We start from the raw sequence: 17,341 nt of genomic DNA, 5'->3' as shown, positions 1-17,341 counted from the left end.
GTTACGGTTCCCCCATGAGTGATCGTCCGGTCGCCCTCGTCACCGGGGCATCCAGTGGAATCGGCTCGGCCATCGCCCGAAGTCTGGCCCCGACTCACGATCTGCTGCTAGGCGGACGTGACGAAACGTCCCTCTCCGTGCTCGCCGCCGAGCTCCCCGGCTCCCAGGCCTGGCCGTTCGACCTCACGGACGTCGCGTCGGCAGACCTGAGCACGGTGTCGCGCCTGGACGTCGTCGTGCACAGCGCGGGAGTGGCCCTGCTCGGACCGCTGGGCGAGGCCACCGACGAGGACTGGCGCAGGACGTTCGAGGTGAACGTCTTCGCCGTCGCGTCACTGACCAAGCTGCTGCTCCCGGCGTTGCGAGCAGCCTCGGGCCACGTGGTGCTGATCAACTCGGGCGCCGGCAAGAACGCGAACCCCGGCTGGGGCGTGTACGCGGCCTCGAAGTTCGCGCTGCGGGCCTACGCGGACTCCCTGCGCGCAGACGAGCCGTCGTTGCGCGTGACCTCGGTGTTCCCCGGCCGGACGGACACGCCGATGCAGCACGAGGTGCGGCGCCAGGAGGGCGGCGAGTACGACGCCACCCAGTACCTGGACCCGGCCTCGGTGGGGCGCGCCGTGGCGTCGGCCGTGCTGGCGACGCCGGACGCGCACATCACCGAGGTCGTGGTGCGGCCTCGGCCGCGCTGATCAGGCGTTCCGCAACCGCTGAGCCACCGCGGTCACTCCGGCCTGGGCCTCCCGCCGGTCGACCCGCGTCGACTCCCCACCGGAGACGACGTGGTCACCGGCCACCCAGACGTCGGTGACCCGGCGAGCCCCGGAGGCCCACACCAGGTTCGCGAGCAGCTGCGGGTCCGGCGCGTCCAGGCCGGTGGCGAAGGCGGGGTCGTCCGCGTCGACGTGCACGACGTCGGCCCACCGCCCGGCCTCCAGCGCCCCGATGTCGTCACGTCCCAGGGCCGCGGCGCCGCCACGGGTCGCCATCAGCAACGCCTGCGCGGCGCCGAGCACCGTGGCGTCCATCTTGGACACGCGTGCGAACAGCCCTGCCAGTCGTGCCTCTTCGAACAGGTCCAGGTCGTCGTTGGACGCCGGTCCGTCGGTGCCGAGTCCGACGGAGACTCCCGCGGCCAGCATCTCCGGCACGCGTGCGATGCCCGAGGCGAGCTTCGCGTTGGAGCCGGGGCAGTGCGCCACGCCGACGCCGAACGACGCGTACAGCGCGATGTCGTCGTCGGAGAGGTGGACGGAGTGCGCGGACAGCACGCGGCCGCCCAGCACGTCCGAGGCCTTCAGCAACGCGGGCACCGAACCGAACTCCGCTCGCTGCGCCTCGTCCTCGAACGGCGACTCGGCGACGTGCACCATCAGCAGCGCGCCGCGGGCCCGTGCCTCGACGGCCACCGCGGTCAGCTGGGAGGCCGACAGGGTGTAGGCGGAGTGCGGGCCGTACGCGAGCTCGATCCGCTCACCGGGGCCGAAGCGCATCCCGTCGGCGTCGATCCACGCCGAGATGTCGTCGGTCAGCGCTCGCCAGTCCATGCCCGGCACGTCGAGGATCGCCCCGCCGAACACCACCCGTGACCCGGCTGCGAGCACCGAGGACACCAGCTCCGGGCCGTGGAAGTACATCTCGGCCGACGTCGTGACGCCGTGCCGCAGCATCTCGACCGCGCCCAGCAGCATGCCCGTGCCGACGTCGGCCGCGGTCATCCTGGCCTCGTTCGGCCACATCTGCTCCTGCAGCCAGCGCAGCAGCGGCAGGTCCGAACCCAGGCCGCGCAGCACCGTCATCGGGCTGTGGGCGTGGGTGTTCACGAGGCCGGGCAGCAGAATTCCGGAGAGCCGCCGGACCTCGCCGTCGAACGCCGGCGCGGACGCGAGTTCACCCACGTAGGTGATCCGGCCGTCGACGACGTCCACGACCGCGTCCCGCAGCACGGAGCAGGACTCGTCGCAGGGCAGGACCACCGGGGCGTGCAGGCGCAGTGACATGCGGAGAATCCTGCCACTGTGATGCCGATCACAAGCATGCATGGATCCGGAACACGCGGGAATCCTCGCTCTGTCGGGCGCGGGCCGACCCCCAGGGTCCGCGCCCCGGCCAAAACTTCTCCCTGACCAAGGGGCTCGCCAGGCACGAACCGGCGGGCCCTTTGTGCTTCCCGGGCAACCTTCACGAGACCAGGGACGTCACAAGATCATGTCGAAGAAGCCGTGCACTTCCAGTGGATCGTTCCGCCGCGCGCAGAAGCCCGCCACCCCCAAGCCGCCGACTCGCCGCTGAGTTGGCATGATCACCACCGCACGGTACGGGCGTGATCACGCGGAGGCATCAGTGGCCGACATCGACCCACAGAACGACGACCAGTTCAGCGATGTCGAGATGACGCAGGAGTTCGACGTCATTCGCGACGAGCGCTGAGCTACGCCAGAGGCAGTTCGGCGCGGACCGTCCACCCAGCCGGTTCGCGTCGGCCTGCGGAGAACGTTCCGCCCAGCAGTGCCACGCGCTCGCGCATGCCGACGAGCCCGTAACCTCCAGAGCCGCCAACGGGAACTCCCGAGGCGATGCCGTCGTCGTCGACGGCGAGTCGCAGTACGCCGTCGCTCGAGGACAGTGCCACGTCCACTGAGGACACCGAAGCCGCGTGCTTCTGGGTGTTCGTCAGCGATTCCTGCACCAGCCGCAGCACCGAGCGCGCCAGCTCCTGCGGCACCGCGTCCTCCAGCTCGAACGACAGCCGCACCGGCAGACCGGACTCCGCGGCCAGCTCCCGCACGTCGTCCATCAGGGACGAGGACGCGGCAGGTCCCGCCGACGTGCCGTCCCGCATGGTCCCCACGAGACGGCGCATCGCGGTCAGCGCCTCGGTGCCGGACGTGGCGATGGCCGGCAGCACGTCGACCTCGCGGTTGAGCTGACCTGCCTGTGCGTGCACCACGATCGCCGTCACGTAGTGCGCCACCACGTCGTGCAGCTCGCGCGCCAACGCCATCCGCTCGGCGTTCTGGGCCGCCGCGACGGAAGCCGCCAGCTGGGACGCGCGTTCGTTGTCCCGTGCCCGGAAGTACAGTCCGCTGCCCACCGACAGGATGAGCAGCAGTACCGCGCCGAACAGGTAGGACGTGGTATCCGGTGCCCACTCGTCGTACTCGACCGGTGCGACGATCGGCCACCCGAGGACCTCGGCGGACACCATCGCGGCCAACACCAGCACCGTGCCGATCACCGCCCGCCAGCGGGCGTCGTCTCGCACGAGCACCGAGATGGTCGCCATCGCCGCACCGGCCATCGACACGTTGGCACCGCTGATGAAGAAGTGCGGCTCGATCGCGACACCGAGAAACCGCATGTAGACCGCCACGCAGACGATCGCGAACGCCACTGCCAGCGCCGCGTCGAACGGGCGGCGGGGTGCGAGCACCGAGATCGCGCAGATCACCAGCACGCCGGGGACCTGCCACCAGCCGAGCCCGCTGACCGCGCCGGCCTCCGCGATGACGATGCCGGTGAGCGAGAGCGCCAGCGGCCACTGGCGTTTGGCGAGCAACCGCCAGTTCAAGTCCGTGCTCTCCACCCGACACACAGTAAAGCCGGAAGTGCTACCCCGCGTCCGACCGGAGGCTCACCCACCATCAGCCAGAAGGCTGAGTGGGCGACCTGCGGAAATACCCTCACGGCGGATGCCGGATCACGCCCCGGTCACGGACTCTGGAGGAGCGGAAGTCGGGGAAACGGAGGACGCCATGTTGTCAGTTGTGTTCACTTGGGCCGCCGCTGTGGTCGGCCTGTTGGTCCTTGCGCTGATGGCCCTGTCGGGAGTCATGATCGACTCCCAGCGCTAGGGCCACACAGGGCAGACCAGCGTGTGATGGGGAAGTCAGACGCTGGTCAGGGAGTTCTGCTGGCGGAGCAACTCCGCCAGCCTGCTCGTCGGTTGAGGACGGGTCTCGTCCAACGCGGCCGTGAAGCGCGCCGGAGCACCGGTCCGTGCGCGCGCCGCGGCGGCGGTGTCCAACCTGAACGCGGGACGCGCGGCCGACGGACGTTGGCGAGAGCGCAACCACGCGAGGCGGTGCAACGCTTCCGCGTGGTGGTCCGTGATGGTGACGGCCGCCTTGTCGAACGAGTGCAGCACTGCAGCGTTCAGGTGAACGGTCGCAAAGTCCCGCCACAGCGTGCGTTCGGACGTCGTGTCCAAACCCAACGCTTCAGCGACTTGGCGCGCCACGCCGTAAGCGCCTTCTTCCGCCAGGGAACGGGTGCCGATCTCGGCGCCCACGAACCAGGAGTTGAACGGCGCGGCGGGGTAGTTCACGCCGCCGATGGACAGTCGCATGTTCGAGATGACCGGGACCGCGTGCCAGCGCAGGCCCATCTCGCCGAACCACGGCAGGGTCGGGTGCTCCAGCGGAACCTCGTGCACGACCTCGGACGGCAGCGTGAACAGCCGCGGTCCTTCGTGCTGGGTCTCCACCACCAACGGCAGCAGGTCGAAGCGTGACCGTCGCACGGGCGGACGCCATCCCATGCCCTGCATGGTTTCCGTGAACTGGGCGTACCGGCGGTCCCCCACCCCGTCGGCGTACCCGGCGTACCGGATCAGCTGCTCGTTCCAGATCACCGGGCCGGGCGAGCCGGGCGCGTCCGGCGCGAAAACCGTTACCAGCGGCCGGATCTCGCCACCGTTGGTCGCGAGCCGCAGGTGCTCGACGCACTCTCCGGCGACGGCGGCGGCGTTGCGGTAGCCACGCAGATCGCGGACCTTGAGCCGGCGCCACGGCACACCCGAGGTGCACCAGCCGGAATCTCGCAACGCGATCCGCGCGCCGTACGCGAGTTCGTTGGTGGTGTGCCGGTAGGTTCCGGTCTCGGCGATCTCGGCGCGCACCTGGGCGATGCGGGCGGACAGGGAGCCTGCGTCGGAGTGCGCCGCGTGGAACATGCGGACGAACTCCTCCGCGACGGGGAGGACGTCGGGGGTCACGGAGCGGAAACCTAAGGCCGGAACGGCTTCACGCGTCACTGCCACTCGGGGCATTTCGGGTGATCAACAGCCGCCACCCGAACGGGTGAGACCTAGACCCGTAGTGGCCGAACGTTCAGCTTGAGATCTCTATCAGGTGAGGTCGTTCCGCTTGAACATCAGGTCGTGCGAAACGCGGCCCTCGTTCACAGCCCGCTGCTCGAACTTCGTGACGGGCCGCCAGTCGGGACGAGGCGCCCAGCCGTCGTACATGTTGGTCAGCAGCCGCTCGCCGGAACACACCTCGAGCATCTGCTCCGCGTAGTGCTCCCAGTCCGTCGCGAGGTGCAGCACGCCACCGGGCTCCAGCCGCGACGCGAGTAGCGCCACGAACTCCGGCTGCACGAGCCGGCGCTTGTGGTGCTTCTTCTTCGGCCACGGGTCCGGGAAGAAGATCCGCACGCCGTGCAGCGACGCGGGAGCGATGTGGTCGGTCAGCAGGTCGACGGCGTCACCGCGCAGCACGCGCAGGTTGTCCAGCCCGCCGAGGTGCTCGGCGCGCAGCAGCAGCTGGGCGAGTCCCGGCTTGTAGACCTCGACGGCCACGTAGTTCAGCTCGGGCGCGGCGGCCACGAGCTGCGAGGTGGTCTCGCCCATGCCGGAACCGATCTCCAGCAGCACGGGCGCGGAACGGCCGAACCACGACGTGAAGTCCAGCGTGCCCTCGGGCAAGGACTTCACGTCGTTGCCCATCTTCTCCCAGTACGTGTCCCAGGCACGCTCCTGTCCCACGGTCATGCGCTCGCCGCGCTGGACGAAGCTGACGATGGAACGGTGGAACTCAGGCCGGGTCACGACCCGACAGCCTACGCAATCAGTTCGATGTCCTCGATCTGAGCACGCAGGTCAGCGACAGTGAAGTCGATGGGCTGGGCCTGGCCGGGCCCGTGGTGCGCCGGCACCAGGTGCACGAACCCGCGGTGCGAGTCGGTGAACTGCACCGTCGTGGGCGTCGCCGGCCCGTAGACACCGCTTTCGGAGGGGACGTACTCCCAGTACCCGACCTCGCCGAGGTCGACCCAGGGCACGAACACCCAGCCGGGACGTGACGAGAGCAACTCGGTCACGGCGTCCTCGACGGCGTGACCTTCGGTACGGGAGCGCAGGCGGCCGCGATCGAGCGCGCGCAGCCACCACGGCGCGGGAGCGTCCTCGGCGGAGCGCACCGCGCGGTACATCGCGAGAACTTCGGTCTCGTCGGCGCGGTTCACCCAGGAGCGGCGCGCCTCTGCAGGGGTGAGGGCGATTTCGGCAGGGTTGGGAGCCTCGAGCGCGCTTGCCCACTCGAGGCCGAGCATTGCTTCGACACGGACCACTGGCCACCTCCGCAGCGGGGATATCCCCATTGAACGGGAAGCCAAACGCCTAAGATGTCCAGAAAGTGGTGTTTCACGGCTTGTTAACAACACTATTACGCAACGTGTGACGCCAGGCACGTTGCGCGGTGACGTGGAAACACGATGTAGCTGACGTGGCCCTGCTTCCCGCGCTCGCCGTTGCGCTGCCGTTGTTGCTCGCCGCGCAGACGATCGAGGAGCAGGAGTGGCACCTCGACGCGCTCGACGTCTACTCGGCGCAGGACCAGGCGCGCGGTGACGGCGTGGTCGTCGCGGTGATCGACTCCGGGGTCGACGCCAAGCACCCCGACCTCGCGGGGCAGGTCTTACCCGGGACCGGCTTCGGCAGCTCCAAGGGCACGGACGGCACGACCGACACCGACGGTCACGGCACCGGGATGGCCGGGATCATCGCCGCGACCGGCCGCAACGGCGGTGCGCTCGGCATCGCGCCCGCCGCCAAGATCCTCCCGATCGCGAGCGCGGAGAAGGAACAGTTCTCGCTCGACGTCGTCGCGCAGAGCATCAGGTGGGCGGCCGACCACGGCGCCAAGGTCGTGAACATGTCGTTGGGCTTCTCGAGCACGATGACACCGTCGCTGGTCAAGGCCGTGAACTACGCCATCGAGAAGGACGTCGTCCTCGTCTCCGCCACCGGCAACGAGGGCAAGGAGGTCTCCGCGCCCGCCAACATCGGTGGCGTGATCGCGGTCTCGGGCACGACCCGCGAGGGCAAGCCGTGGAAGTCGTCCAACGTCGGTGCGGACACCGTGCTCGCGGCACCGGCGCAGGGCATCGTCACCACCGCGCCGCAAAGCGTCTACTCCAGCGGTTACGCCGAGATGGACGGCACGAGCGCGGCGTCGGCGATCGTGTCCGGGGTCGCGGCGCTGGTGCGCGCCAAGCACCCCGAGATGCCGGCCAAGGACGTCGTCAACGCGTTGATCAAGACCGCGCAGGACGTGGCAGAGCCCGGCCGCGACGCGACGACCGGGTTCGGACTGGTCAACCCGATGGGCGCGCTCACCGCGCAGTTGCCAGCGGTGGAACGCAACCCGCTGCTGCCGCCCCCGAAACCGTCGACCGCGCAACCGACCCCGACCCGCGCCGAGCAACGTGCCGTGCAGCCGGCCGCGAAGATCTCCGCCCGGCTGCCGTTCGTCGCCGCCGTCGCGGGCGGGACCGCGGTGATGACCGGGCTCCTGATCGCGCTACCGGCCCTCCGCTCACGCAGAGCAACCACCCCACCGTTCCCGGACGGCACGCGGGGACCCTACGTACCGTCCAAGGAAACGTGGGGTCCCCGCGTGCGCGAAAATGAGGCGGGAGGGGCTCCTGTGGGTGACGGGCCCGCTAGTGCGCGTGATACTCCACCGACTCCTTGGTGAGCTGCATGAAGGCCTCCTCCAGCGACCCGCGCTGAGGGCTGAGCTCGTGCAGCACGATCTGGTTCTCCGCCGCGATCTCACCGATCTGTGGTGCCGGAACGCCGTGCACCACAAGGGCTCCGTCGACCGCGTCCTCGGTGACCGTCGCGTTGGCCGCGAGGATCTCGCGCAGCTTCACGGCGTGAGGTGACCGCACGCGGACGTGGTCCTGGGTGGCGTCGCTGATGAACTGCTCGGTGGTGGTCTGCGAGATCAGCTGGCCCTTGCCGATCACGATGAGGTCCTGGGCGGTCTGCGCCATCTCCGAGAGCAGGTGGCTCGACACGAACACCGTGCGGCCCTCGTCCGCGAGCCGGTGCATGAACTGCCTGATCCACAGGATGCCCTCGGGGTCGAGACCGTTGACCGGCTCGTCGAACAGCAGCACCTCGGGGTCGCCGAGCAACGCGCCCGCGATGCCGAGCCGCTGCGACATGCCGAGCGAGAACCCGCCGGCCTTCTTGTGCGCGACCTCGGTGAGTCCGACGATCTCGAGCACCTCGTCGACGCGGCTGGTCGGGATCTTGTTCGAAACCGCCATCCACTTGAGGTGTGCACGCGCGGAACGGTTGGGGTGCACCCACTTCGCGTCGAGCAACGCGCCGACCTTGCGCAGCGGCTGCTTGAGCTCGGAGTAGTACTTCCCGTCGATCGTGACGTCGCCACCGGTGGGGGTGTCGAGGCCGAGGATCATCCGCATGGTCGTGGACTTGCCGGCGCCGTTCGGGCCGAGGAAGCCCGTGACGCGGCCGGGCTTGACGGTGAACGACAGGTCGTCGACCGCCTTCGTCCTGCCGTAGTGCTTGCGCAACCGCACTGCCTGGATCATGGCCTCTCCCGTTCGCTAGAAGAACCGACCGGGACGCAGGTCATCCCCCCGATGGATGACCTGCGTCCCGCTCCCCCTTTTTTCCGGACCGGTCACGCGTCCCGGCGCTTGGCGACGATCAGCGCGACCACCAGCAGTGCGACCGCGATGCCGGCGAAGTAGGCCAGCGATCCCCACTGGCTCAGCTTGAAGTCGATGCCCGCGCCCGGCTGCTCGGCCGCGTCCCCGCCGCCGAGGGCGAGGAAGTGGTTGGCGTTCTGGAACGGCAGCCACGCCTGGATCTTGATGCCGACCTTCGGGATGATCCCGATCAGGCCTTCGAGCAGCATGTTCCAGACCAACAGGATCGCGACGGCACCGGCGGTCTGGCGGACCAGGATGCCGACCGCGATCGCGAGGACCGCGCCGACCGCGTACAGCAGCCCGACGCCCGCGACGTGCCGCCACTCGGCGCCCGTGTTGATCGCGAGGTCGGAGGTCGGGGACATCACCTTGGCGAGGCCCCACGAACCGAACGCGATGATCTCGCCGAGAACACCGGCGATGAGCGCCACCACGACGGTCTTGGCGACGAGCGCGGACGTCCGGCCCGGCACCGCGAGGAACGTGGCGCGGATCGTGTTGAAGCGGTACTCGGTGGTGACCGCGAGCGCCGACATCACCAGCACGACGGCGAGCGCGAGCTGGCTGCTGCCGAGCTGCGTCAGGCCGATGGACATCTGGCCCGTTTCCGACGTCCCCGTGATGATCGCGGTGAGACCGACACCCAGGACCAGGGCGAGCGCCGTGCACCAGTAGGGCGAACGGGTCGAGAAGAGCTTGATTCTCTCAACTGCCAACAGGGTCATCGCACTCACTTCCCGATCTCTGCGTGGTACTCGACAGCATCACCGGTCAGCTGCATGAACGCCTCTTCGAGCGAACCGCGCTGCGGGCTGAGCTCGTGCAGGACGACACCGTTCGCTGCCGCGATGTCACCGATCTGGTCACTCGTGGCACCCGATACGGACAACGCGCCGTCGTCGCCGTCACGAACCGTGAAGCCCTTGTCGACGAGCAGGGGGCCGAGCTTGAACAGCTGAGGACTGCGCACGAGAACCGAGTTGCCCGTTGAGCGGTCGATGAACTCCGCCGTGCTGCTCTGGGTGATCAGCTTCCCCCTGCCGATCACGATGAGCTCGCTCGCCGTCAGCGCCATCTCCGACAGCAGGTGGCTCGAGACCAGGACCGTGCGGCCCTCCGCGGCGAGGTTCTGCATGAACGTGCGGATCCAGAGGATGCCCTCGGGGTCCAGGCCGTTGACCGGCTCGTCGAACAGCAGCACCTTCGGGTCGCCGAGCAGTGCCGCGGCGATCCCCAGCCGCTGCGACATGCCGAGCGAGAACCCGCCCGCGTTCTTGCCCGCGACCTGGGTGAGACCGACGGCTTCGAGCACCGCGTCCACGCGGTTGTCCGGCAGTCCGTTGGACTTGGCGAGCCAGCGCAGGTGAGCGCGGGCGGAACGGTTGGGGTGCACCCACTTGGCGTCGAGGAGCGCACCGACCGTCCGCAGTGGACGGTCGAGCTCGGTGTAGGGCTTGCCGTCGATCAGCACGCGGCCTGCCGTCGGACGGTCGAGCCCCAGGATCATCCGCATGGTGGTGGACTTGCCGGCGCCGTTCGGACCGAGGAATCCGGTCACCCGTCCAGGTTGGACGGTGAACGACAGGTCGTCGACCGCGACCGTCCTGCCGTATCTCTTGGTGAGGCCGATCGCCTCGATCATCAGCTTTCCCCTCTCGGTGATGGGACAACTGTCCTGCTCCGAGGGGGTCGGGCACATCGCTCTGCGGTCTGCGAACCCGTCAACTTCCGTTGTTCTGTGGTGCTACCTCCGTCGTAGTTGAATGAGCCGCATGGGATACACGGAAGCTCCCGAAGGCTGGTGGCGCGAGTTCGTCCTCGCCACGCCCGCGCGCACCGGAAAACTCGCCGTCACCCGCAAGGACGGCTCGCCGCACGTCGCACCGGTGTGGGTGGACCTCGACGGTCCCGATCTCGTCTTCCTGACCTCGCGCGAGACGATCAAGGGCAAGTCGATCCTGCGCGACGGCCGGGTGGCCCTGTGCTTCGACGACGAGACGCCGCCGTTCAACTTCGTGACCATCACCGGCCGCGCGCAGGTGGACGAGGACCCGGAGCAGCTCAAGTACTGGGCCGGTCGCACCGCCGCCCGCTACATGGGCGCCGACCAGGCCGACCACTACGCCGAACGCAACGGCGTGCCCGGCGAGATGGTGGTCCGGGTCAAGATCGACAAGATCGTCGCGAAGACGAACGTGTCCGACTGAGCACCTGGCCAGAGGTCTTGTCCGTAACCCTCGCTGCCCGGTTTGGCGCGAAAAGCACGTTGGGGCCGATAGATCGCCCGAACGTGCTTTTCGCGCCAATCAGGAACAGGAACGGACAGGACTCCCCTTCTTCTCTGCCGCCGCCCAGCGCTGGCTGCGCGAGACGATCCAGGCCTGCGTCTAGGCGGGGAAGAACCGCTCCAGCACCTGTGCCGCACCGTCCTCCAGCACGGTGGGTGCGACCGAGTCCGCCTCCGACTGGACGTGCGCGGGCGCCTGTCCCATCGCGATGCCCAGACCCGCCCACTTCAGCATCTCGACGTCGTTGGACCCGTCGCCGATCGCGAGCGCGTCCTCCGCACTGATGCCGAGCTCCCGCGTGAGTTCGTCGAGCGCTGAGCCCTTCGTGACGTTCTGCGGCACCGCGGTCAGCCACGCCTCGGTGTGGTCGACGGACCACTCGATGCCGGGCAGCTCCAGGTCCTTCACCGCGAACGACAGCTCGGCTGGCGTGCGGTCGAGCCAGCGCATGACGAGCCGCGGCGTCGGGGTCGCGGCGATCTCGTCGAACGTCGCGTTGCTCGTCACGCCCCACAGGTCGCCGGGCAGGAAGTCGCCGAGCGAGAGGTTGCCGACACCGGTCTGCTCGACCGCGAACACGGCGCCGGGCAGCAATGCCTGCAACGTCTTGACCGTCGGGCCGGGATCGAACGTCGTGCGCTTGGTGACCTCGTTCTTCACCGGGTCCCACCACACGGCGCCGTTCGAGCACACGGCGAACGAGGCGGGCAGCTGCGCGGCGATCGGGGTCGTGCCGATCAGGCTGCGGCCGGTGCACAGCACGACGTGCGAGCCGTGTTCCGTCACGCGCGTGATCGCCGCTTTCACGGCGGGTGCGATGTCGTTCGAGCCGACAGGGGTCAGGGTTCCGTCGATGTCCAACGCGACCAGGTGCGGTCTCCAGTTCACTGTCACGACCCTATGCGAAGGTTAGTGAATTATGGTTCACTAATAACGTGGCACGACCTCGCACGATCACCGACGAACGGATCCTGGCCGCCGTGGCCGCGGTCATCGACCGTCGCGGACCCGAGTTCACCGTCGCGGACGTGGCGGCGGAGGCGGGGGTGTCCGTCGGCGCGGTGGCGAAGCGGTTCGGCTCCAAGAGCGGGCTGTTGCAGGCGTTGACGAGGGCGGGCACGGAAGAGGTCACGCGCCGGATGCGCGAGGCAGGCACCGTCCGCGAGGCGTTGCTGACCTGGTTCGACCGGCTGGCGGATCCGGTGGTGGCGACCAACAACCTGGCGCAGCTCGGGGTCGACCTGATCGACCCGGAACTGCGCGCGTTGCTGGCCAGGCACTACGCGGTGCTGGAGTCGGAGCTCGAGACCCTGTGCGCGGCCGAGGACCTGCCGCCGAACGCGGCCCGCGTCCTCGCCGCGCTGGTGTACGGGACCGCGATGGACTGGTCGGTCCGGCCGCGGGGCGAGCTGGTGAAACGCATGACGGAGGACATCGATCTGGTGTTGAAGGGGATGCGCTGATGGCAACCTGGGCGGAGTTCGCGGCGGAACAGCCCGACATGGCTGCGTTCGTGCAGGGCAGGTTCGCTGCGGACCGGCACGCGCTGATCGCGACGCTGCGCAAGGACGGCTCACCGCGGATCAGCGGCGTGGAACCGGACTTCACGCGCGGTGAGCTGTGGGCGGGAATGATGCTCGACTCGCTGAAGTCACGGGACCTGCGGCGGGATCCGCGGTTCGCGTTGCACTGCATGAGCACGACCGCGTCGGTGACGGAAGCGGGGGACGCGAAGATCAGCGGGACTGCCGAGTTCTGGACCGACAAGACGGACTACCTGAAGGACCTGTACGAGCGGACCGGGTGGATGCCGGACGGTGGGGAGCTCGACCTGTTCCGGTTCGACGTCACCGAGGTCGTGCAGCTGACCGTCGAAGGGGACGGGATGGTTGTTCTGTCCTGGCACGAGGGGAGGGGGACGCGGAGTGTCGTCAAGAAGTGAACCCGATTTGAGCGGGAAGGTCGCTGTGGTCACCGGGGCCACGCGTGGCGCTGGGCGGGCGATCGCGGTGGAGTTGGGGGCGGCTGGGGCGACTGTGTTCGTCGCCGGCAGGACCACGCGCTCGCAGCAGTCCGAGGTTGGGCGGGCCGAGACGATCGAGGAGACTGCGGAACTGGTGGATGCCGCGGGTGGCAAGGGGATTGCTGTCCGGTGCGACTTCACGGTTCCGTCCGATGTGGACGCACTCGCGGCGCGGATTGATCGGCTCGACATCTTTGTGGACAACGCTTGGGGTGGAGAGAGCCTCGTTGAGTGGGGGAAGTTCTGGGAGCACGATCTTGAGCGGCAACTGCGGATGTGGCGGAACGGGGTCGAGTCGCATCTCGTTGCGCTGCACCGGTTGATGCCGCTGGTTGTCCAGTCTGAGGACGGGCTGGTGGTTGAGGTTACTGATGGCGAGGACGGGGAGGCTTACTTCGTCAACCTCTCCTACGACGCTGTGAAGAATTCTGTGCGGCGGTTCGGTGAGGTGCTCGCCAAAGATCTTCGCGACGTTCCGAATGTGACGGCTGTGGCTGCTACGCCTGGGTTTCTGCGGTCTGAGCAGATGTTGGAGACGTTCGGGGTCACCGAGGCGAACTGGCGGGATGCGATCGAGAAGGTGCCGGATTACGCGTTGTCAGAGACGCCGCACTACCTGGGTCGTGGGCTCGCCCACCTGGCTGCGGATCCTGATCGCCGGCGGTTCGCCGGGCAGTGCCTGTCCTCTTGGCGGCTCAAGCGGGAGTACGGGTTCACCGATCTGGACGGCTCGCAGCCCGACTGGGGTCGCTGGTGGGACGATGTCGTGAAGCCGCGGATCGCCGGGACGATCGTGGACGCGGATCCCGAGCAGTACCGCTAGGCGTCTCCGGGGCGGACGAGACCGGTCTCGTAGGCCAGCACCACGGCCTGCACGCGGTCTCGCAGCTCCAGCTTCGCCAAGATCCGTCCGACGTGGGTCTTCACCGTCGCCTCGGACAGGAAGAGCTTCCTTGCGATCTCCGTGTTGGACAGACCCTTCGCGATGAGCACGAGCACCTCTCGCTCACGCTCGGTCAGAACGTCCAGGACGGTGGCGTCTCGCAGTTCGCCGCCGCCGTCGCCCAGGAAGCGGCCGAGCAGTCGCTTGGTCACGGACGGGGAGACCACTGCGTCGCCGGAAGCCACTGCGCGGAGGGCGGAGACCAGGTCTGACGGTGGGGTGTCCTTCAGGAGGAAGCCGCTGGCACCGTTGCGGAGGGCCGAGAGGGCGTACTCGTCCATGTCGAAGGTGGTCATGACGAGGACCTTGGCCGTGTCGGCCTCGGTGATGCGTTTGGTTGCTTCCACGCCGTCCAGGACGGGCATGCGGACGTCCATGAGGACCACGTCCGGGCGGAGTTTGTCTGCCATTTGGACGGCGTCCAGGCCGTCGGCTGCTTCGCCGATCACGTCGATGTCCTCTTGGGCTCCCAGGACCATGCGGAAGCCCATGCGCATGAGTTCCTGGTCGTCGACCAGCAGCACCCGAATCACTCGATCACCCTATGCGGCCAGGGGGAAGATTGCGCGGACACGCCAGCCACCGCCTGGGTTGGGGCCTGCCTCGAACTCTCCGCCCAGGACCGCTGCCCTTTCCCTCATGCCGATCAGGCCGTTGCCGCCGGAGACTTTCACTACGTCGTGTGGTGTGCCGAAGCCGTTGTCGATGACTTCCAGTCGGAGTTCTTCTGGTGTTCGGGCCAGTTTGACCATCGCTGTGGTGCCGGCTCCGGCGTGCTTGATGGTGTTGGTCAGTGCTTCCTGCACTATGCGGTAGATGCTCAGGCCCACGCCTGCTGGGAGGTCGTCCACGTCGCCGCTGATCTCCAGGCGGACCGGGACGCCTGCTGCGCGGGTGTTCTCGGCCAGTTCGACCACGCCTCGGGCGTCTGGTTGCGGGGCCCACTGGGTTTCTGCGTCCTCGCTGCGCAGGACGCCGAGGAGGCGGCGCATCTCGGTCAGGGCCAGGCGGCCGGTTTCGGCGATCGTGCGGACTGCGTTTTCGGCTACCTCGGGCTGGGACCTGATGGTGTAGGCGGCGCCGTCGGCGTGGACGATCATCACGCTCACCGCGTGGGCCACTACGTCGTGGAGTTCGCGGGCGATTCTGGAGCGTTCCTCGCCCACTGCGATCTTGGCTTGCTGGTCGCGTTCGGTCTCCAGGAGCTTGAGACGCTGTTCCAGCTCGCTCTGGTAGGCGCGGCGGGCTCCTACGAACTCGCCCATGGCCCAGCTGAAGCCGAAGATCACGAAGACCATGAACACCAGGAACACGGCCTGGATGTCGCCCACCTGGAAGATCGCCCAGAGCAGCGTGCCGGCCAGCAGCCAGCCCGTGTAGATCAACGCGGTCTTGCGGTTCGTGTACGCGACGAGTGTGTACAGCGCTATGGCCAGCGCGAAGTCCGACATGCGCACCGGGATGCCGTCGATGCCCCCGTGCGTGAAGAGTTGCAGGAATCCGCCCGTGAGGGTCAGGTAGCTGGTGCCGAGCGGGTGGTACCTGCGAAAAGGCAGCGGTCCGAGCATCAGCAACGTCACCGCGAGGTACGCGGAGAACGACACGCCCTGGTCGACGGTGGTGACCGCGATACCCATGTCGAAGATCAGCAAAATCCCGGCGATCAGGGAGTCCCCGAACGCCGGGTGAGCCTTCATCCACAGGCTGAACCGCCGCACCGGACAAGGTTAGGTGCGGGTCGAACTTCTGCGCGTCGCGCCACGGGTTGACGCACCGTACTACCTGAGTGTGAGTTATTGTGTCGAGGGGTTGATACAAAGCTTTGGGGGCTCGATGCGCGAGTGGGCTTTGACCGCTGTGATCATGGGTGTCGCCGGCCTGGTGCTGACGATGATGCTCTGGCCGACGCCGTCGACGGGCAAGCGTCTGCTGAAGAAGTGGGAAGTGACTGATCCCACGGAGGCGCAGGTCACGGACGCTGTGCGATACCTGCGGAAACGTCGGCTGCTCTACCCCTGGATCTACCTGGCGGGTGGGTTGGGCCCGGACTTCGACGACCAGATGACCCACCTCGTGATCATCGTGCTCGGTGGTGCGCTGCTGGCCGAGTTGATCGCGTTGCGGCCGTCTCGCAGTGCCCAGCGGGTGGCGTCACTCGTCCCGCGCGGGCTCTTCGACATCGCGTCGAAGGCCGTGTTGCTCTCGTACGCCGTGATCGTCATCGGCGTTCTGGTCCACCTCGGCATCCAGCAGGAATGGCAACGAATGTTGTGGCTCGGAGCGTCCGCGGCGGCGGTCGCGGTGATCACCTGGGCGGCGGTCGCCCGTCCAGCCACTGGCGATGAGCGCGTCGACATGGCGTTGCGCACTCGCAGCGTGCACGTCTCGGCCGGTCTCGGAGCGGCGGTGGCCGCCGTGCTGATACCGGGGAAGTACGGGTTCTTCGGGATCCTGGTGTGGATCGCGATGGCTCACACCAAGCCGCGGCCGACGAAGATCAACCAGTGACCGGTCCCCGCATCGTCGTCGACGTCGACAACGGCGTCGCACCCTGGCGTCAGGTTCGCGACCAGCTGGTCCTGCTGATCAGCGGTGGTGTGCTGCCCGTCGGATCCCGGCTGCCGACCATCCGGCAACTCGCCGCGGACCTCGGGCTCGCGGCGGGGACGGTCGCGCGGGCGTATCGGGAGCTGGAGACCTCGGGGGTCCTCACGACAGGACGAAGGCAGGGCACCGTGGTGGCTGCCCTGCCTTCGCATGCACCGGACCCGCTCTCCGCCGCCGCGGCGGAGTTCGTCGCCGTCGCTCGGTCGCTCGGCGCCAGTGAGGGGGAGGCACTGAACGCCGTGCGTGCCCTTTACGGGGCTGAGTAAGGCGACTCGATCTTGGGCGCGGGTCGCGGTTCGCCTACGTGCGCGTGGCGTTCCTCGTAGATGCGGTGCTCCTCGGCCATCTGGTCCGCGAGCTGCTGCTGGAGCTGGCGATCCCGAATCCTGGCCAGGATCGCCATCGTGACGCCGTGGGCCAGTGCCAGTAGCAGCAGCACGATGCCCAGCTTCACGACCACGTTCTTCACCGGGTCGCCGGTCTCGACGTTGATGATCGACACCAGCGCCAACAGGCCGAGCACGACGAGGTGGAACAGCACGGCGGTGAGCTTCATCATCCCGCCGACCTGCTCGTCGTCGTACGCAGCGGCACGCCTCAAGTATCCCTTGCCGCTGTGGTAGATCAGCTGGCCGTCGACCACGACCAGGACGATCCCCAGCACTAGGAACGTCACGTAGCTGTCACCCATGAGCTGTGGCTACCCGCGCACGCACGCGTACAAACCGT

At 68.1% G+C, this 17,341-nt stretch carries 21 protein-coding genes; 9 read left to right on the top strand and 12 right to left on the bottom strand.

What is annotated here, in order from left to right; genetic code table 11:
* Positions 1–14 precede the first annotated feature (14 nt).
* Entirely contained in the window at positions 15–692 is a 678-nt protein-coding gene (locus ACFOWZ_RS14055) for an SDR family oxidoreductase (protein ID WP_382372323.1), read from the top strand.
* On the opposite strand, the gene ACFOWZ_RS14050 is transcribed toward ACFOWZ_RS14055, so the two are convergent.
* Complete coding sequence (locus tag ACFOWZ_RS14050; protein WP_382372322.1) at positions 693–2,000, bottom strand: amidohydrolase family protein; 1,308 nt, start codon at positions 1,998–2,000, stop codon at positions 693–695.
* A 298-nt stretch (positions 2,001–2,298) separates the two neighbouring features.
* Here ACFOWZ_RS14050 and ACFOWZ_RS14045 point away from each other — a divergent pair, with 298 nt between their 5' ends.
* Positions 2,299–2,430, top strand: a complete 132-nt coding sequence (locus ACFOWZ_RS14045) for a hypothetical protein (protein ID WP_269083623.1) — start codon at positions 2,299–2,301, stop codon at positions 2,428–2,430.
* A 1-nt stretch (position 2,431) separates the two neighbouring features.
* On the opposite strand, the gene ACFOWZ_RS14040 is transcribed toward ACFOWZ_RS14045, so the two are convergent.
* The 4 genes from ACFOWZ_RS14040 to ACFOWZ_RS14025 all read right to left on the bottom strand — a co-directional run bounded on the left by ACFOWZ_RS14040 (position 2,432) and on the right by ACFOWZ_RS14025 (position 6,351).
* Positions 2,432–3,586 carry a sensor histidine kinase gene (locus ACFOWZ_RS14040; protein ID WP_382372319.1) on the bottom strand — a complete coding sequence of 385 codons (1,155 nt, stop codon included), beginning with the start codon at positions 3,584–3,586 and terminating at the stop codon, positions 2,432–2,434.
* A gap of 303 nt (positions 3,587–3,889) precedes the next feature.
* The gene (locus ACFOWZ_RS14035; RefSeq protein ID WP_382372317.1) at positions 3,890–4,996 is read right to left on the bottom strand and encodes a nitric oxide synthase oxygenase; all 1,107 of its coding nucleotides are present in this window, start codon (positions 4,994–4,996) and stop codon (positions 3,890–3,892) included.
* Between the two features lie 132 nt (positions 4,997–5,128).
* Complete coding sequence (trmB, locus tag ACFOWZ_RS14030) at positions 5,129–5,773, bottom strand: tRNA (guanosine(46)-N7)-methyltransferase TrmB (RefSeq protein WP_382372688.1); 645 nt, start codon at positions 5,771–5,773, stop codon at positions 5,129–5,131.
* A gap of 68 nt (positions 5,774–5,841) precedes the next feature.
* On the bottom strand, positions 5,842–6,351 hold the full coding sequence (locus ACFOWZ_RS14025; protein ID WP_382372315.1) for a hypothetical protein: 510 nt from the start codon (positions 6,349–6,351) through the stop codon (positions 5,842–5,844).
* Between the two features lie 155 nt (positions 6,352–6,506).
* Here ACFOWZ_RS14025 and mycP point away from each other — a divergent pair, with 155 nt between their 5' ends.
* Positions 6,507–7,760 (top strand): type VII secretion-associated serine protease mycosin, encoded by a 1,254-nt coding sequence (mycP, locus tag ACFOWZ_RS14020; RefSeq protein ID WP_382372313.1) that lies wholly within the window; start codon positions 6,507–6,509, stop codon positions 7,758–7,760.
* Here the strand turns inward: mycP and ACFOWZ_RS14015 are convergent.
* From ACFOWZ_RS14015 to ACFOWZ_RS14005, 3 genes are all read right to left on the bottom strand, one after another.
* Positions 7,726–8,628, bottom strand: a complete 903-nt coding sequence (locus ACFOWZ_RS14015) for an ABC transporter ATP-binding protein (RefSeq protein WP_382372311.1) — start codon at positions 8,626–8,628, stop codon at positions 7,726–7,728. The two genes, mycP and ACFOWZ_RS14015, sit on opposite strands and share 35 nt — an antisense overlap.
* A 92-nt stretch (positions 8,629–8,720) precedes the next feature.
* Positions 8,721–9,476 (bottom strand): hypothetical protein, encoded by a 756-nt coding sequence (locus tag ACFOWZ_RS14010; RefSeq protein ID WP_382372309.1) that lies wholly within the window; start codon positions 9,474–9,476, stop codon positions 8,721–8,723.
* 5 nt (positions 9,477–9,481) lie between these two features.
* Complete coding sequence (locus tag ACFOWZ_RS14005) at positions 9,482–10,393, bottom strand: ABC transporter ATP-binding protein (protein ID WP_382372307.1); 912 nt, start codon at positions 10,391–10,393, stop codon at positions 9,482–9,484.
* A gap of 130 nt (positions 10,394–10,523) precedes the next feature.
* On the opposite strand from ACFOWZ_RS14005, the gene ACFOWZ_RS14000 reads away from it, so the two are divergent.
* On the top strand, positions 10,524–10,958 hold the full coding sequence (locus ACFOWZ_RS14000) for a PPOX class F420-dependent oxidoreductase (protein ID WP_030465713.1): 435 nt from the start codon (positions 10,524–10,526) through the stop codon (positions 10,956–10,958).
* A gap of 180 nt (positions 10,959–11,138) precedes the next feature.
* Here ACFOWZ_RS14000 and ACFOWZ_RS13995 read toward each other — a convergent pair whose 3' ends face one another.
* The gene (locus tag ACFOWZ_RS13995) at positions 11,139–11,927 is read right to left on the bottom strand and encodes an HAD family hydrolase (protein ID WP_382372304.1); all 789 of its coding nucleotides are present in this window, start codon (positions 11,925–11,927) and stop codon (positions 11,139–11,141) included.
* A 47-nt stretch (positions 11,928–11,974) separates the two neighbouring features.
* On the opposite strand from ACFOWZ_RS13995, the gene ACFOWZ_RS13990 reads away from it, so the two are divergent.
* From ACFOWZ_RS13990 to ACFOWZ_RS13980, 3 genes are read left to right on the top strand one after another with little or no spacing between them, the layout of a single operon-like run.
* Positions 11,975–12,502 carry a TetR/AcrR family transcriptional regulator gene (locus ACFOWZ_RS13990; RefSeq protein WP_382372302.1) on the top strand — a complete coding sequence of 176 codons (528 nt, stop codon included), beginning with the start codon at positions 11,975–11,977 and terminating at the stop codon, positions 12,500–12,502.
* Positions 12,502–12,981, top strand: coding sequence for a pyridoxamine 5'-phosphate oxidase family protein (locus ACFOWZ_RS13985; RefSeq protein ID WP_382372300.1), 480 nt, complete (start codon positions 12,502–12,504; stop codon positions 12,979–12,981). The genes ACFOWZ_RS13990 and ACFOWZ_RS13985 overlap by 1 nt, the downstream gene beginning before the upstream one ends.
* A 7-nt stretch (positions 12,982–12,988) precedes the next feature.
* Positions 12,989–13,885 carry an SDR family oxidoreductase gene (locus ACFOWZ_RS13980; RefSeq protein WP_382372298.1) on the top strand — a complete coding sequence of 299 codons (897 nt, stop codon included), beginning with the start codon at positions 12,989–12,991 and terminating at the stop codon, positions 13,883–13,885.
* On the opposite strand, the gene ACFOWZ_RS13975 is transcribed toward ACFOWZ_RS13980, so the two are convergent.
* Positions 13,882–14,538, bottom strand: a complete 657-nt coding sequence (locus ACFOWZ_RS13975; protein ID WP_030465720.1) for a response regulator — start codon at positions 14,536–14,538, stop codon at positions 13,882–13,884. The genes ACFOWZ_RS13980 and ACFOWZ_RS13975 overlap by 4 nt on opposite strands.
* 9 nt (positions 14,539–14,547) lie before the next feature.
* Positions 14,548–15,723, bottom strand: a complete 1,176-nt coding sequence (locus ACFOWZ_RS13970; RefSeq protein WP_382372296.1) for a sensor histidine kinase — start codon at positions 15,721–15,723, stop codon at positions 14,548–14,550.
* 115 nt (positions 15,724–15,838) lie between these two features.
* Between ACFOWZ_RS13970 and ACFOWZ_RS13965 the strand changes: the two genes are divergently transcribed.
* Together ACFOWZ_RS13965 and ACFOWZ_RS13960 are read left to right on the top strand one after the other, a co-directional pair.
* Positions 15,839–16,513 carry a hypothetical protein gene (locus ACFOWZ_RS13965; RefSeq protein ID WP_382372294.1) on the top strand — a complete coding sequence of 225 codons (675 nt, stop codon included), beginning with the start codon at positions 15,839–15,841 and terminating at the stop codon, positions 16,511–16,513.
* The gene (locus ACFOWZ_RS13960) at positions 16,510–16,878 is read left to right on the top strand and encodes a GntR family transcriptional regulator (RefSeq protein ID WP_030465723.1); all 369 of its coding nucleotides are present in this window, start codon (positions 16,510–16,512) and stop codon (positions 16,876–16,878) included. The genes ACFOWZ_RS13965 and ACFOWZ_RS13960 overlap by 4 nt, the downstream gene beginning before the upstream one ends.
* On the opposite strand, the gene ACFOWZ_RS13955 is transcribed toward ACFOWZ_RS13960, so the two are convergent.
* Positions 16,863–17,303, bottom strand: a complete 441-nt coding sequence (locus ACFOWZ_RS13955) for a hypothetical protein (RefSeq protein ID WP_382372292.1) — start codon at positions 17,301–17,303, stop codon at positions 16,863–16,865. The genes ACFOWZ_RS13960 and ACFOWZ_RS13955 overlap by 16 nt on opposite strands.
* Positions 17,304–17,341: the final 38 nt, after the last annotated feature.

This window comes from Lentzea rhizosphaerae (assembly GCF_042649515.1).
GTDB lineage: Bacteria > Actinomycetota > Actinomycetes > Mycobacteriales > Pseudonocardiaceae > Lentzea > Lentzea aerocolonigenes.
This window is presented reverse-complemented; position numbering and strand designations above follow the sequence as displayed.

Coding starts and splice junctions, on each gene's coding strand:
- ACFOWZ_RS14005 (WP_382372307.1), bottom strand. CDS start 10,393: ATGATCGAGGCGATCGGCCTCACCAAGAGATACGGCAGGACGGTCGCG.
- ACFOWZ_RS14055 (WP_382372323.1), top strand. CDS start 15: ATGAGTGATCGTCCGGTCGCCCTCGTCACCGGGGCATCCAGTGGAATC.
- ACFOWZ_RS13985 (WP_382372300.1), top strand. CDS start 12,502: ATGGCAACCTGGGCGGAGTTCGCGGCGGAACAGCCCGACATGGCTGCG.
- ACFOWZ_RS14050 (WP_382372322.1), bottom strand. CDS start 2,000: ATGTCACTGCGCCTGCACGCCCCGGTGGTCCTGCCCTGCGACGAGTCC.
- ACFOWZ_RS14010 (WP_382372309.1), bottom strand. CDS start 9,476: ATGACCCTGTTGGCAGTTGAGAGAATCAAGCTCTTCTCGACCCGTTCG.
- ACFOWZ_RS13965 (WP_382372294.1), top strand. CDS start 15,839: ATGCGCGAGTGGGCTTTGACCGCTGTGATCATGGGTGTCGCCGGCCTG.
- ACFOWZ_RS14015 (WP_382372311.1), bottom strand. CDS start 8,628: ATGATCCAGGCAGTGCGGTTGCGCAAGCACTACGGCAGGACGAAGGCG.
- trmB (WP_382372688.1), bottom strand. CDS start 5,773: ATGACCGTGGGACAGGAGCGTGCCTGGGACACGTACTGGGAGAAGATG.
- ACFOWZ_RS14000 (WP_030465713.1), top strand. CDS start 10,524: ATGGGATACACGGAAGCTCCCGAAGGCTGGTGGCGCGAGTTCGTCCTC.
- ACFOWZ_RS13955 (WP_382372292.1), bottom strand. CDS start 17,303: ATGGGTGACAGCTACGTGACGTTCCTAGTGCTGGGGATCGTCCTGGTC.
- ACFOWZ_RS14045 (WP_269083623.1), top strand. CDS start 2,299: ATGATCACCACCGCACGGTACGGGCGTGATCACGCGGAGGCATCAGTG.